This is a genomic window from Pseudoduganella sp. OTU4001 (assembly GCF_038440195.1).
Classification (GTDB): Bacteria; Pseudomonadota; Gammaproteobacteria; order Burkholderiales; family Burkholderiaceae_D; genus Rugamonas.
In genome coordinates this window covers 12,780-26,804 of record NZ_JASATG010000040.1, presented here as the reverse complement: position 1 = coordinate 26,804, position 14,025 = coordinate 12,780, and the positions used below count along the sequence as shown (strand labels likewise).

Annotated in this window: 9 protein-coding genes; 3 read left to right on the top strand and 6 right to left on the bottom strand. The window is 63.0% G+C overall.

Annotated elements, in window-relative coordinates:
* Positions 1-31 precede the first annotated feature (31 nt).
* The 4 genes from AAHE99_RS24010 to hppD form a co-directional block, all read right to left on the bottom strand.
* Positions 32-1,786 (bottom strand): M14 family metallopeptidase, encoded by a 1,755-nt coding sequence (locus AAHE99_RS24010; protein ID WP_342120125.1) that lies wholly within the window; start codon positions 1,784-1,786, stop codon positions 32-34.
* Positions 1,787-1,831: 45 nt separating this feature from the next.
* Complete coding sequence (locus tag AAHE99_RS24005; RefSeq protein WP_342120121.1) at positions 1,832-3,382, bottom strand: S41 family peptidase; 1,551 nt, start codon at positions 3,380-3,382, stop codon at positions 1,832-1,834.
* 77 nt (positions 3,383-3,459) lie between these two features.
* Positions 3,460-7,005, bottom strand: coding sequence for an indolepyruvate ferredoxin oxidoreductase family protein (locus tag AAHE99_RS24000; protein ID WP_342120119.1), 3,546 nt, complete (start codon positions 7,003-7,005; stop codon positions 3,460-3,462).
* A gap of 73 nt (positions 7,006-7,078) precedes the next feature.
* A complete protein-coding gene (gene hppD, locus AAHE99_RS23995) occupies positions 7,079-8,206 on the bottom strand; it encodes a 4-hydroxyphenylpyruvate dioxygenase (RefSeq protein ID WP_342120116.1) in 1,128 nt (375 codons plus the stop codon).
* A 127-nt stretch (positions 8,207-8,333) separates the two neighbouring features.
* Between hppD and AAHE99_RS23990 the strand changes: the two genes are divergently transcribed.
* On the top strand, positions 8,334-8,855 hold the full coding sequence (locus AAHE99_RS23990) for an Lrp/AsnC family transcriptional regulator (protein WP_028103119.1): 522 nt from the start codon (positions 8,334-8,336) through the stop codon (positions 8,853-8,855).
* Between the two features lie 3 nt (positions 8,856-8,858).
* Here the strand turns inward: AAHE99_RS23990 and AAHE99_RS23985 are convergent, their stop codons facing one another.
* On the bottom strand, positions 8,859-9,509 hold the full coding sequence (locus tag AAHE99_RS23985; protein WP_342120110.1) for an ion channel: 651 nt from the start codon (positions 9,507-9,509) through the stop codon (positions 8,859-8,861).
* A 79-nt stretch (positions 9,510-9,588) separates the two neighbouring features.
* Between AAHE99_RS23985 and AAHE99_RS23980 the strand changes: the two genes are divergently transcribed.
* Positions 9,589-10,500 carry a bile acid:sodium symporter family protein gene (locus AAHE99_RS23980; protein WP_342120107.1) on the top strand — a complete coding sequence of 304 codons (912 nt, stop codon included), beginning with the start codon at positions 9,589-9,591 and terminating at the stop codon, positions 10,498-10,500.
* On the opposite strand, the gene AAHE99_RS23975 is transcribed toward AAHE99_RS23980, so the two are convergent.
* The gene (locus AAHE99_RS23975; protein WP_342120105.1) at positions 10,442-11,227 is read right to left on the bottom strand and encodes a substrate-binding periplasmic protein; all 786 of its coding nucleotides are present in this window, start codon (positions 11,225-11,227) and stop codon (positions 10,442-10,444) included. The genes AAHE99_RS23980 and AAHE99_RS23975 overlap by 59 nt on opposite strands.
* A 63-nt stretch (positions 11,228-11,290) precedes the next feature.
* On the opposite strand from AAHE99_RS23975, the gene AAHE99_RS23970 reads away from it, so the two are divergent.
* Entirely contained in the window at positions 11,291-14,023 is a 2,733-nt protein-coding gene (locus AAHE99_RS23970) for a DUF4214 domain-containing protein (RefSeq protein WP_342120103.1), read from the top strand.
* Positions 14,024-14,025: the final 2 nt, after the last annotated feature.

Here is a 14,025-nt window from a genome sequence, read left to right as displayed (position 1 = left end):
AATTACTAAAACACCCCTAATTTAGGCCAGTTTAGTAAACAACATCGCTACGGTACACCGGATACAGGTTGTGGCGCTCGTCCCAGGTGGCGTGGCGGCGGGCGAAGAAGTCGAGGCGTGCGCGCGGGCTCTTGGCGAAGGCCGGGTCGCTTTCCAGGCGTGCCTTGAAGGCGGCGGCCAGCGCCGGATCGGCCGCCAGCATCTCGCGCGCGGCCTCCTCGGCCACGTATTCCTCCATATACTCCTTGCGCTCCAGGTAGTTGTTGAAGATGCCCCATGCCGCCAGCGAATCGGCGTTGTGCGGCTCCAGCATGGTCATCACCAGGCGCGCTTTCGGCTGGGCGATCGGCACGAACAGGGCATTCTTGCCCACTTCGCGCTGCTCGGCCTTCCAGGCGCCCTTCCAGGTGGCCAGCTGGTGGCCTTCGAAGGAGGTGGCGGTCAGCCTGGCTTCATCGGCGCGGAAGGTCTCGACTGCGACTTTACCGGGCGCCCTGGACAGCAGCTTGTAGCTGATGCCGTGCAGTTTCAGCTTCGGCTCGACCAGCACGGCCTGCGCCGCCGGGATCAGGTAGCCGCCGGCTGGCGCCTTGGCGATCACGTCCGGCACCACTTCGTCGCGCAGCGGGACAGTCCACTTTTGCGGCTTGCTCTCGTCGTATCTGGTCCAGGTGCCGCCGGAGATGTCGGACGGGGTGCGGGTGAATTCGTAGCCCGGGAAATCGATCATCTCGGTGCGCCCGGTGGTCTTGTAGCTGATCGGCATGTCGGCCAGCTTCAGCGCGCGCGCATCGGCTTCGGCGGCGGCCTTGGCCCAGGCGGCGCCGTGCTGCGCCATCTGGTCCATCAGCGAAACGATGGTGTTGCGGGTCACCTTCACGCGGTGCGGGTAGTCGCGCCAGGAGTGGGTTTCCACCAGCATGGCGAAGCGGTTGCGCAGCAGGAAGTAGCCGGTCGAGAAGCGCGGCGTGGACATGCTGTCGACAAAGCCGGAATCCGGCTGGTCGGTCTTGTCGAAGGAGATGTAGAAGTGGCGCGGGTCGGAGCCCTGCTTGCGCAGGTCGGCCATCACGTTGTCGCGCAGCTGCTTGCCCAGCGGCTGCAGCGCCGCATCGCCGCCGTGCACCGGTTCGACCTGGATCGACACATCGGGCTGGAACTTGGCGCCGTCCGTCACGTGCAGGTCGATATAGGCCAGCGGGTCCCACTCGTTGACCAGCCGCAGCATGGCCTGCATTTCCGGCGCATCGGCTTTGACGTAGTCGCGGTTCAAGTTGTAGTTCTGGGCGGTGACGCGCCAGCCCATCTCCTCCGGGCCGCGCTGGTTGGGACGGTGGTTCTTGCCGAAGCGCTCGTGGCCGTCGACATTAAAGACCGGCACGAACAGCACCACCTGCTTTTCCAGCGCGCCTGGCGCCGCCTTGCCGTCCAGCGCCTCGCGCAGCGCCCAGAACCCGGCGTCCTTGCCGTCGATCTCGCCGGCGTGGATGCCGCCCTGCACCAGCAGCACCGGCAGCTTGCGCTGCTGCGCCGCTTTGGCGGTCAGGGCGCCGCTGCGCGACACCGCCATGGCCAGCATCGGGCGGCCTTCCGGCGTTTCGCCAAAGCTGAAGCAGCGCACCGCTTTCGGGTAGGCCTTCTGGTAATCCGCGCACAGGCGCTGCACCTCGTCGTAGCGGCCCGTGGCCTGGTAGCCGGAACGCTCGGCGACGGTGCTGAGGTCAGGCGCGGCGTGGGCGAAAGGAACGGTGACGGACAGGGCGAACAGCAAGGCGCTACGATTCATGCATATGCTCCAGCGGGCAATTGGGGTTAAATGGATGGTGCGGCATTACGGCCGCGAGTAGATCGCAATTTCGCTGACCGCCGGCCGCACCGGTGTCATCTCCGGTTCCGGCACGGCGCCGCCGGCGCGCGCACGCGTTCCCGGCGCCGCAGCCGGGCAGGTCCCGGTGGCGCGGTAGTGCAGCGCCGCTGCCAGCAGTGCTTCTTGCGGATCGCCCGGCAGGCGGGTGAAGTCGTCCGCCACCTGGCAAGTCGGCGCAAAGCCGTCGCTAAAGTCGCCAAAGCCCTTGTGGTTCACGCCCTGGAACTGGATGGTGAAATAGGTAGTGCCGCAGTTCGGAGTGGGAGTAAAGGCGTAAGGCTTGCCGCAGGTCTGGCCGCCGATCAGGTTGACTTCCACGTCCACGCCGCGCAGGCCGTTGATGATGGATTCGCTGGCGGAACAGGTGCCCGGCCCGGTCAGGATGGTGACGCGTTTCAGGTCCAGCTTCGGCAACGGTTTCAGGTAAGGCGCGGGCTTGGGTGCGCGCAGGGCGAGCGACAACGGCAGGAAGATCAGCGGCGTTTCCTGCGGGCGTTTGTCATTGACCAGGGTATGCTCGAAGGTCTTGCCCGAGGTCGGGCCGGGCCCGGCGATCATGTACGCGACCTGGCTGGCGATCACCAGCAGGCCGCCGCCGTTATAGCGCAGGTCCAGCACCAGGTCGTTCACCTTGGCCTCTTCCAGCGAGCGGAACGCTTCGATCAGTTGCAGCTCGGAGACCGCGTTGTGGTTGGTAAAGCTCATGTAGCCTACCTTGCCGGTAGGGGTTTCGATGACCTTGGTGTTCTGCACCGGCGCCACGTCGATCTTGGCGGCCGCCAGGGTCACCAGGCGTCGCTGGAAGCCGCGCGACATCAGCAGCTGGTGCTTTTCGCCGGCTTTGGTCGGGAACAAGCCGGCGTTCAGCTTGGCCACAGTGGCGGCGTCACCGCCCCAAATGAAGCTATTGGAATCGACCCATTCCAGTTTGTCGCCACGGCGCACGCCCGCCAGGTCGGCCGGCGAGCCCGGGACCACGGAGCTGACGCGCCAGGTGCGCGGAATGTTGGGGCCCGTGTTGCGCACCCAGGACAGGCCATAGCCCAGTTCCACGCCGCGCGACAACTCATCGTAGACCGCCGTGTCGTAGGTAAAGTGGTAGCGGTCCTTGGGCTTGCCGCTAGCGGTCAGCAACGGCGTCTTGAGCTGGTTGAAATAGTCCACCGCCGTGCTGAATTTGTCGGGGTCTTGCGGCGGCACTTCCCGATACCAAAGGTAAGTTTCATCGGTCCAGGTGCGCAGGAAAGCCTTTTCGTCGTCCAGCGTGCCTTGCTGGTCCGGATACCAGTTCGATCCGCCCGACTGGCGCGGCGCAGCGCACAGGTTCTGCAAGGCGGTGTAGGTCGGGAGCGCGGCCGCTGCCCGCGGCTGGATCAGGGCGCCCTGCCGCGCGCGCTGCGCAGTGGTGGCAGTTGCATTGGCGGCGCTGGTGCCGGTGCCGGCATCGCCGCCACCGCCGCAACCGGCGAGTAAAGCCAGCAATATGGCTGGAACGATAAGGGAACGGAATTTCATAGCCTGCCATTCTAACGCGGCATGTGCGAAAAAAAACGGCGCCCCGGGGCGCCGTTTTGTAACAGGCTATTTCAAGCTTAGGCTGCGTGCGAGGCGACTTTCGGCTTGTTGAACTCAGCCAGCAGCGCTGCTTCCTTCTGCTTGGCCGCTTTCAGGTGGCGCTCCTTCACGTGGCCGTAGCCGCGGATATCTTCCGGAATGCGGGCGATCGCCACGGCGGTTGCCAGGTTGTCAGCATCCAGCTTGCCCAGCAGGCCGGCCACGGTGTTGCGGTATTCGCCGATCAGGGCGCGTTCCATCTTGCGCTCCGCGGTGTAGCCGAACACGTCGAGGGCGGTGCCGCGCAGGCCCTTGAACTTGGCCAGCACGCCGAAGGCCTTCATCATCCACGGACCGAATTCCTGCTTGACCAGGTGGCCTTCCTTGTCCTTCTTCGCCAGCAGCGGCGGGGCCAGGTGGAACTTCACCGTGTAATCGCCTTCGAACATATTGGCGATCTTTTCGCGGAAGGCCGGGTCGCTGTGCAGGCGCGCCACTTCGTACTCGTCCTTGTAGGCCATCAGCTTGTACATATAGCGGGCCACGGCTTCGGTCAGCTTCTTGCTGCCGAGGGCGCCTTCCGCTGCCTGTACTTGCGCCACGAAGTCGCTGTACTGCTTGGCGTAAGCGGCGTTCTGGTAGGTGGTCAGCAGCTCCACGCGCTTGGCGATCACTTCTTCCAGCGACTGGGTACGCTTGAATTCGATCACGGTAGCCGGGGTGGCCAGCTTGGTCACGGCGGCAGTGTCGTGCGCGCAGTAGCGGCCCCAGTTGAAGGCCGACTTGTTGAAGCCAACCTGCACGCCATTCAGCTCGATCGCCTTCATCAGCGCCTCTTCCGACAGCGGCACTTTGCCCTTCTGGAAGGAGTAGCCCAGCATGAACATATTGGTGGCGATGGAGTCGCCCATCAGCGCGGTCGCGATCTTGCCGGCGTCGACGAATTCCACATTGGCTTCGCCGCAGGCGCGCTTGATTTCGCCCTGCGAAGAGGCGCCAGGGAATTGCCAGTCCGGGTTCTTCACGAAGGCTGCGGTGGTGGCGCCGGTCGAGTTGATGGCGGCCCAGGTGCGGCCTTCGCCCATGCGCGACAGCGCGTCTTTCGATGCGGTCACGATCTGGTCGCAGCCCACCACCAGGTCGGCGCTGCCGGTGCCCACGCGGGTCGAGTGCAGGTCGGACTGCTTGTTGGCCAGGCGTACGTGCGACATCACCGGGCCGCCCTTCTGGGCCAGGCCGGACATGTCCAGCACGATGGCGCCCTTGCCTTCAACGTGGGCAGCCATGGCCAGGATCTGGCCGACGGTCACCACGCCGGTGCCGCCGATGCCGGTGATCAGGATGCCGTACGGGTTCTCGGTCGACGGCAGTACCGGCGCCGGCAGGGCCGGCACTTCGCCGCCGCCCGCAGCTGCCTTCTTCGGTTTCTTCAGGTCGCCGCCTTCCACCGTCACGAAGGACGGGCAGAAGCCGTTGACGCAGGAGAAGTCCTTGTTGCAGCTGGACTGGTTGATCTGGCGCTTGCGGCCCAGTTCAGTTTCCAGCGGCTCCACCGACAGGCAGTTGGACTGCACCGAGCAGTCGCCGCAGCCTTCGCACACGGCTTCGTTGATCACGGCGCGCTTGGCCGGGTCAGGGTATTCGCCCTTCTTGCGGCGGCGGCGCTTCTCGGAGGCGCAGGTCTGGTCGTAGATCATGGCCGACACGCCCGGCTTGTCGCGCAGTTCCTTCTGCACGTCCATCAGCTCGGAGCGGTGGCGCACGGTGACGCCTGGCGCCCAGTTGTAGTCGTCCGGGTACTTCTCAGGATCGTCGGTCACCACGATGATCGGGGTCACGCCTTCCGCCGCGATCTGGCGCGAAATCATGCCAGGATCGAGCGGGCCGTCCACGTTCTGGCCGCCGGTCATCGCCACCGCGTCGTTGTACAGGATCTTGTAGGTGATGTTCACCTTCGCCGCCACGGCAGCGCGGATCGCCAGGATGCCGGAGTGGAAGTAGGTACCGTCGCCCAGGTTGGTGAAGACGTGCTTCTCGTTGGTGAACGGCGCCTGGCCGACCCAGGTCACGCCTTCCGCGCCCATATGGGTGAAGGTGGACGTTTCGCGGTCCATCCACAGCACCATGTAGTGGCAACCGATACCGGCCAGGGCGCGCGAACCTTCCGGCACCTTGGTCGAGGAGTTGTGCGGGCAGCCGGAGCAGAAGTACGGGATACGGTCGGTTTCCGGGTTGGCCTTGGCCGGCAGGTTTTTCAGCGCGGCTTCCTTGGCTTCCAGGAAGGCGATACGTTCCTTCACGCGCGCCGCCACCGGATGGTCCTTGCAATAGTGCTCGATACGGGAAGCGATGGCGCGCGCGATCTGGGCCGGGTTCAGCTCATAGGTCGCCGGCAGCAGCCAGTCGCCGTGGCCGGTCTTGCCCTTGTTGTGCCATTCGCCGGTGTCGTCGAACTTGCCGACCACGCGTGGACGCTCGGAGTCCGGCAGGTTGTACAGCTCTTCCTTCAGCGCGTATTCCAGGATCTGGCGCTTCTCCTCCACCACCAGGATCTCGTCCAGGCCCTTGGCGAATTCGTGCACGCCGTCCGCTTCCAACGGCCAGGTCATGCCGATCTTGTACAGGCGGATGCCGATATCGGCCGCGGCTTGCTCGTCGATGCCCAGGTCGGCCAGCGCCTGGCGGGTGTCCAGGTAGGACTTGCCGGCGGTGATGATGCCGATCTTCGGCTTCGGCGCATCCCAGATGATCTTGTTCAGCTTATTGGCGCGGCAGTAGGCCAGCGCGGCGTACCACTTGTAGCTGTTCATGCGGACTTCCATGTCCAGCACGGTGTCCGGCCAGCGGATATTCAGGCCGCCCGGCGGCAGCTCGAAGTCTTCCGGCATCTGGATCTGCACGCGGTCCGGGTCGAAATCGACCACGGCGCCCGATTCGATGATGTCGGTCACGCACTTCATGGAGACCCACAGGCCGGTGTAACGGCTCATAGCCCAGGCGTGCAGGCCGTAGTCGATGTATTCCTGCACCGACGATGGATACAGCACCGGAATGCCGCAGGCGTTCAGGATGTGGTCCGACTGGTGGGCGGTGGAGGAGGACTTGGCCGCGTGGTCGTCGCCGGCCAGCACCAGCACGCCGCCATGCTTGGCGGAGCCGGCGTTGTTGCCGTGCTTGAAGACGTCGCCGCAACGGTCAACGCCCGGGCCCTTGCCGTACCACATGGCGAACACGCCGTCGTACTTGGCGTCTTCGAACAGGTTGGTCTGCTGGGTGCCCCAGACGGCGGTCGCCGCCAGGTCTTCGTTCATGCCCGGATGGAATTTGACGTGGTGCGCATCCAGGTGCTTCTTGGTCTTCATCGCGGTCTGGTCGATCGAGGTGACCGGGGAACCGCGGTAGCCGGTGATGTAGCCGGCGGTGTTCAGGCCTGCTTTCAGGTCGCGCTCGCGCTGCAGCATAGGCAGGCGGATCAGCGCTTGCGTGCCGGTCATGAAGGCGCGGCCGCGCTCAAGGGTCCACTTGTCGTCGAGGGTGATTTCGTGCGCTGGCGATAGCTCGCCACTCTTGACGGGTGCGTTCATCAGGTGTGTCTCCAAAAACTTCTAAATTGTGGACGGCGCCCCGTCTTGAGTGCGGGGCTGCCGGTGATTCTGTTTAAGCTGCGGACTTGGAAGGATCTTCCAGCACGCCGCGGCGGATTTGGTCCAGCTCAATCGATTCGAACAGCGCGCGGAAGTTGCCTTCGCCGAAGCCCTGGTCGCCCTTGCGCTGGATGATCTCGAAGAAGATCGGTCCGATCACGTTCTGCGTAAAGATCTGCAGCAGCAGTTCGCGCTCGTTCTCGTTCGAGTGGCCGTCGATCAGGATGCGCAGACGGCGCAGTTCCTCAACGTTCTCGCCGTGGTTCGGCAGGCGGCGGTTGACCAGCTCATAGTAGGTCTCGATCGTGTCCTGGAACACGATACCCTGGTCGCGCAGCCCCTGCACCGATGCGTAAATACCATCAGTACCCAGCGCAATGTGCTGGATGCCTTCGCCATGGTACTCATTCAGGTACTCGGCGATCTGCGACTTGTCGTCCGACGATTCATTGATCGGGATGCGGATCTTGCCGCAAGGCGAAGTCATGGCCTTCGACTTCAGGCCGGTCAGCTTGCCTTCGATATCGAAGTAGCGCACTTCGCGGAAGTTGAACAGGCGCTCGTAGAAGTCCGCCCATTCCTTCATGCGGCCACGGTGCACATTGTGGGTCAGGTGGTCGATATAGGTCAGGCCATTGCCGACCGGGTTCGGGTTCGCGCCCTCGATCGCCACGAAGTCCGCGTCGTAAATCGAGATATCGCCAATCGCGCCGGTCGGTTTGCCGTCGGCCGAATTCTTGCCGCGCCAGCGGTCCACCAGGTACAGCAGGGAGTCGCCCACGCCCTTGATGGCAGGGATATTCAGCTCCATCGGACCGGTTTTGTTGTCAAAACCCCACGCACCGAGTTCCAGCGCGCGCTGGTAGGCATAGGCCGCATCGTTGACGCGGATCGCAATCGCGCACACGGAAGGACCGTGCTGGCGCGCGAAACGCTGGGCGAAGGAATCCTGCTCGGCGTTGATGATGAAATTGATATCGCCCTGGCGGTACAGGGTCACGTCCTTGTGGCGGTGACGGGCGATGGCAGTGAAGCCCATGTCTTCGAACAGCTTACCCAGGGCTTTTGGATCAGGTGCGGCGAACTCGACAAACTCGAAGCCGTCGGTGCCCATTGGGTTTTCCCAGGGGGTGAATTTCATGGTGCGTCTCCCATTTAGAATTGCGCACAGTATAGTCCCGGGGCGGCGACATTAAATTGCAAACATTTCCCAACATTGATCAGATTGAGCAATAATATTGCCAGAACATCGATTGAACGAGGAATTTATGACCAAGATTGCGCTGGATAAAACTGACCGCAAGATTTTGTCCATCTTGCAAACGGACGGCAGGCTGTCCAACCAGGATGTCGCAGAGCAAGTCAACCTCTCCCCTTCCCCTTGCCTGCGCCGCATCAAGCGCCTGGAAGAGGAAGGCGTGATCCGCCAGTACGTGGCGCTGCTGGACCCGGACAAGATCGGCCTCGGCCTGCTGGCCTACGTCAACGTGAGGCTGGAGAAGCACAGCGACGCCGCCGCCCACAGCAACGCCCGCGCCCTGGGCGTGAACCCGACCGGCACCTCGCCGCGCGCCGACTTCGCCGTGGCGGTGGAACAGTGGCCGGAAGTGGTGGCCTGTTACGCCATGACCGGCGAAATGGACTACCTGCTGCGCGTGCACGTGGAAGACATGGACCACTTCTCGCGCTTCATGATGGCGACCCTGCTGCGCCACCCGGCCGTGCTGGACGTGAAATCCTCGTTCGCCCTGCAGCGCATCAAGGACACCACCGCCTTGCCGCTGGTCTGAGCCTTACTGCTTATTGGACTGCAGCGTAAAGCCGATCAGGCGCGACACCACGGCGGCCAGGTACATCAGGCCGACCAGCATTTCCACACTGGCGATAGCGCGGGCATGGGGCGTGAGCGGGATCACGTCGCCGATGCCCGTGCTCGATAGCAGGGCAAAGCTCAAATAGTTCAACTCCGTCCAGGTGCGCGGGTCGGCCGGATTGACCGCCGATCCGAACGTGCCGGGCTGCACGGCCTGCAACAGCACGAAGACGTGGGTGAAGGCCCAGGCCAGCAAGGTAAAGGCGGCGCCGGCGGCAAACAGCTCGTCGGTCGTCGCTTCCCTGTCCTCCATCATGTACGCCACCAGGCTATACGCCGCATAGAAATAGAACAGCGCCTCCAGCGCGGATGTCCAGCGCAGCAAGTCCGGCATATCAAACAGCATCTGCAGGCATAGCAGGAGGATCACCGGACCCGCGATACTCGCACTGATCCAGGCATGCCCCGGCGTGCGCCGCACCATGCGCGTCGCCACCAGCAGCACCACAATGCCGAACACGTTAAAGACGATTTGCCCGCCACGCATGGCGTCGAGGAAGGGGTACAGCAGCATGCCCGCCAGCTGTGTCATCAGCAGCACAGCCGAGGGGTGGCGCTTGGTACTGCGCACTAAGAAAAATGGCTTCATCCGTGAAGTTTGATGTATGGTGTAAATCGCAAGACTACTACAACATACAGGAGACCCCGCAATGCAAGGCGACATCGTTTCATCCCTGCTGCTGCCGGCCGCACTGGCGTTCATCATGTTTTCCCTCGGGCTGGGCCTGACGCCGGCCGATTTCGGCCGCATCGTGAAACAGCCGCGCGCCCTGCTGGTGGGTGTACTGTGCCACTTCGTGCTGCTGCCGCTGGCCTGCTTCGCCATGCTGAAGGTGGCCGGCATTGGCGGCGCCTTCGCCGTCGGCTTCATGATCCTGGCGGCCTGCCCGACCGGCACCACCTCCAACCTGCTGACCTATATCGCGCGCGGCGACGTGGCGCTGGCGTTAAGCTTCACCGCCGTGGCCAGCGTGCTGACCATCTTCACCCTGCCGATGATCGTCTCGTTCGCGCTGGAAGTCTTCGCCGGCAGCGAGCAGGCGGTGCAGGCGCCGGTCGGCGCGATGATGAAACAGATGGTGCTGATGCTCGGCCTGCCGGTCGCCATCGGCATGACGCTGCGCCACCTGAAACCTGCTTTCGGCCAGCGCATCGAAGGCGCGTGCACCAAGGTCGCCTCGATCCTGTTCATCCTGATCGTGCTGGCTGCCGTCGCCAAGAACTGGGTTCTGCTGCGCGATAACTTCCACACCCTGGCGCCGTTCGCCCTGGCGCTGAACGTGACCATGCTGGCCTGCGGCTTTGGCGTAGCCTGGCTGGCCCGCCTGTCGCGCCAGCAGTCGGTCACGCTGGGGATCGAAACCGCGATCCAGAACGGCACCCTGGCGATGGTGATCGGCAGCAGTGTGCTGAAACAGGATGCTTATGCGATCCCTGGCGCGCTGTACGGGGTGCTGATGTATGTGAGCGGGCTGGCCTTTGCCTACGGCATGCGCTCCGTGATCAATCGTGGTCGTGCTGGCGCACCTGCGACTGCTCCAGGCGCTGGTACTCCGCAGTAGCGCGCACTTTGGCGATCGCGTTCCAGATCGCCTCGAAACGCTTGGGGTCCTTGTCGTAGGATTTGCGGCCCACCATCAAGTGGAAGTCGAAGCTGGCGAAGGGCTGCTTCGCCAGCACGATGCGGCCCAGGTAGCGCGGGTCGTCGCGCAGCAGGTTCTCCGCATCGCGCCCCATCAGCACCGCCACGTCGGCGCTGCCGGACGCCAGCAGCCTTAGGCCGTCCTCGGCCGACTTGGGCGTGTCGATCACAGTCTGGCCCAGCGCCTGCAGCATCTCCACGATGTAGTAGCCGCGCTGCGCCACCGCGATCTTGCGCGGGTTAACCAGGTGCTTGCCATCCCAGCTGGCGCCGCTGTCGGCGCGCAGGTACAGGTCCACATGGTCACGGTACATGGCACGCTCCGGGTCCTGCGTGCCATCGGCCTTCTGCGGCGGCCGGCTATAGGAACGGCGGCGCGGATTGTCTGAGGGACCGATCATGGCGTCCATGATGCCGTTACGCGTCTCCTCCTCGCAGCGGCGCCAGGGCCTTGCGACATAGTTGAACTGCTCGCCGGTCAGTTTCGCGACCCGCTTCAGGAGCTCGATATTCAGCCCGCTGCCATCCGGCATAGTCCATGGCGCCTGCGGCGCATCTTCAAAGCAGAAATTCAGCGGGGCACGTGTTTCGGCTCCAGCTGACCCTGGGCACAGGCTGACTATCAGCATGAGAAGAAATCGGTGCATGACGCCTCCAGTTCGCAATGGCAGTATAATCGCCTCAACCGTTATTATCAAATAAACAACGATATGAACGACGACTACAGCGCCAGCGAAAACACGACCGGCCGTCTCAAGATTGACGGCTCCATGACGGGATGGATTGAAACCTATCGCGACGCGGACTGGATTGCCGTCACGCTGGAGGCTGGGGTGACCTACCAGTTCGCTCTCACGGCGGCGCTGGCGGGCGCATGGCCGAACATGTGGGACACGCCACGCCTGGACGTCTGGGATCCCACCGGTTCCAGCTTCTACAGCAAATACGATCTGGGCCAATATGGTTTTGATCCCATACTGTGGCTGAAGCCGATACAAGCCGGCACCTATTACCTGATGGTGCAAGGCTCCTACCAGATCGGACAATACCGCTTGAGCGGCACGCTGCTGGCGGCGGACGACGTGGCCGATAACTACGCCCACGCCAAGCCAATTGCGCTCGGCCAGCAAATAAACGGCAACCTCGAACTGGCCCGCGACAGGGACATGTTCAAGGTAGAGCTGAAAGCGGGCGTGACCTACACTTTCGTCGCCAACAACGATCCCTTGCAAGCTGACGCGGCCACGCCCGATATCATCATCTATCGGGTTGACGGAGCCGGCCTCTCCGAGCGCGTAAATGCGTACTCCGCCGCCGGCGAGGCAACCAATGTGACGCCTGAGATGGAGGGCAGCTACTACGTGGATGTGTTCAATACGGACCAGGTCAAGGCCAACGCCCCTTATACACTGCGCGTGGAAGCGGCAGCGGACGACTTTGGCGCCAACAGCGATACCAGCGGCCACATTGCCCCTGGCGCAACAGTCATCGGCAATACGGAATTCAACAGCGACCGGGACTGGCTGAAGTTCAGTGCCCAGGCCGGCACCACCTACCGCTTCATCCTGCGGGATGCCGACCAGATAGCCAACCTCGCCATCCGCGATGTCAACGGCAAGTATCTCGGCTCGAATTCCCAATACTTCGAAGGCCAAAATGTCCTCCAGTGGACCGCTGGTTCAACTGGGGATTACTTTGCCCAGGTCCAGGATCTCGCCCGGGGAAAAAGCGGCGCCTGGAGTTTGAGCATGGTCGCAGGTCAAGCCGACGATTACTCCGCCGATGCCAGTACCAGCGGCCTGCTGCGTGAAAACGCCACCGTGACCGGGCGCCTGGAACTGCCACGTGACGAAGACTGGATCAAAGTCCAGCTGCAAGAAGGTACGGCGTATACCTTCACCCTGGCCGCAGGCGGCAAGTCGCTGGAGTCCCTGCGCCTGGTGGATGCCAGCGGCATGCCTGTCACCGCCGCCACGATCCGTACCGCCGAGGCAAACCAGCTTGCGTTCCAGGCGACGCGCGCGGGGGACTACTTTCTCGCCATCAGGGACAGCAGCGTGGCGCAGGCGGAGTACACGGTCACTTCAAGCTCGTCGATAGCCGATACCATTGCCGGCTCCAGTGGCACCAATGCCACGCTGGCGCCGGGCCAGGTGGTACGCAGCGCAATCGACTTCTACGGCGACCGGGACTGGTTCAAAGTGGAACTGGCAGCCAACGTGAGTTACACCTTCGCGCTCGACGGCGCCCTGTCCGATGGCGGCACACTGGGCAGCAATGGCACGCATCCGGCCATGGAATTATTGGATGGCAGCGGCAACCAGGTGGCCTTCGGCAGCAGCAGTACCAATTTCGAGGATCCATCCATGTCCTTCCGTGTTTCCACGGCAGGCACTTACTACGTGCAGGTCTATTCAGACAGCAGTGGCGGCGCCAGCGCCACTTATACCTTGAAAATGGCTGACGACCAGACACCAATGGTCGACACCCGCCCGCCGAAGCTGAATTATGTGCTGGCGCCCAGCCGCTATACCGACCAGCTCGACCAGAATATCCAGGTACTGTTCAGCGAATACATCGTTTTGGGAACCGGCAGCGTCGTCCTGCGCACCAAGGATGGCACGGTTGTCGAGACCTTCAACCTCGGCGGCCCCCGCACAAAGGTGGAGTTGGCGGCCCTGTGGCTCGATCCCACTGCACCGCTGGAATACGGCACGGAATATGTGCTGACATTGCCAGCCGGCGCGATCAAGGACGCAGCCGGCCTGCCGCTGAAGAACGACACCGTCGCAGCTTTCCGAACGGTCGACGCGCCGCAAATGCTGCACGGGACGGCTGGCAACGATGTATTTCGCAATGGCAGCAACCGTGACCAGATCGACGGCGGCGAAGGTATCGACACCATCATTTACCAGGGCAGCTCCAGCTTCTACAAAGTAAGCATCAACCTACAGGGAACATTCGTCCGCCCGATGTCATCCAGCGGCCCGGTCGACATGCTGAATTCAATTGAACGGCTACATTTCGAGTCCGATAGCGGTTCGCTCATCCTGGCTTTCGATGTCGATGGCAATGCCGGCAAAGCCTATCGCCTCTACAAGGCAGCGTTTGCACGCGCCCCTGACCAGACTGGGCTGGGCTTCTGGGTCAACGCGCTCGACAATGGCATCAGCCTGCCGGAAGTGGCGCGCAATTTCGTGGACAGCGCCGAGTTCCGCAGTTTGTATGGTACGGCGAACAGCGATACCAATTTCCTGACCGCGCTGTACAAAAACGTGCTCCAGCGCGCGCCGGATGCGGATGGATTGGCGTTCTGGTCGAATGCCATGCACAGTGGCTATGGGCGCGACCAGGTTCTGGCCCACTTCAGCGAGAGTGCCGAGAACCAGGCGGCAGTCATCGGCTCGATCCAGGACGGCATCTATTACGTGCCATTTGGCTGACT

Bases quoted from the DNA above. Each gene is read 5' to 3' on its own strand.
- AAHE99_RS24010 (WP_342120125.1), bottom strand. From the start codon at position 1,786: ATGAATCGTAGCGCCTTGCTGTTCGCCCTGTCCGTCACCGTTCCTTTC.
- AAHE99_RS24005 (WP_342120121.1), bottom strand. From the start codon at position 3,382: ATGAAATTCCGTTCCCTTATCGTTCCAGCCATATTGCTGGCTTTACTC.
- AAHE99_RS24000 (WP_342120119.1), bottom strand. From the start codon at position 7,005: ATGAACGCACCCGTCAAGAGTGGCGAGCTATCGCCAGCGCACGAAATC.
- hppD (WP_342120116.1), bottom strand. From the start codon at position 8,206: ATGAAATTCACCCCCTGGGAAAACCCAATGGGCACCGACGGCTTCGAG.
- AAHE99_RS23990 (WP_028103119.1), top strand. From the start codon at position 8,334: ATGACCAAGATTGCGCTGGATAAAACTGACCGCAAGATTTTGTCCATC.
- AAHE99_RS23980 (WP_342120107.1), top strand. From the start codon at position 9,589: ATGCAAGGCGACATCGTTTCATCCCTGCTGCTGCCGGCCGCACTGGCG.
- AAHE99_RS23975 (WP_342120105.1), bottom strand. From the start codon at position 11,227: ATGCACCGATTTCTTCTCATGCTGATAGTCAGCCTGTGCCCAGGGTCA.
- AAHE99_RS23970 (WP_342120103.1), top strand. From the start codon at position 11,291: ATGAACGACGACTACAGCGCCAGCGAAAACACGACCGGCCGTCTCAAG.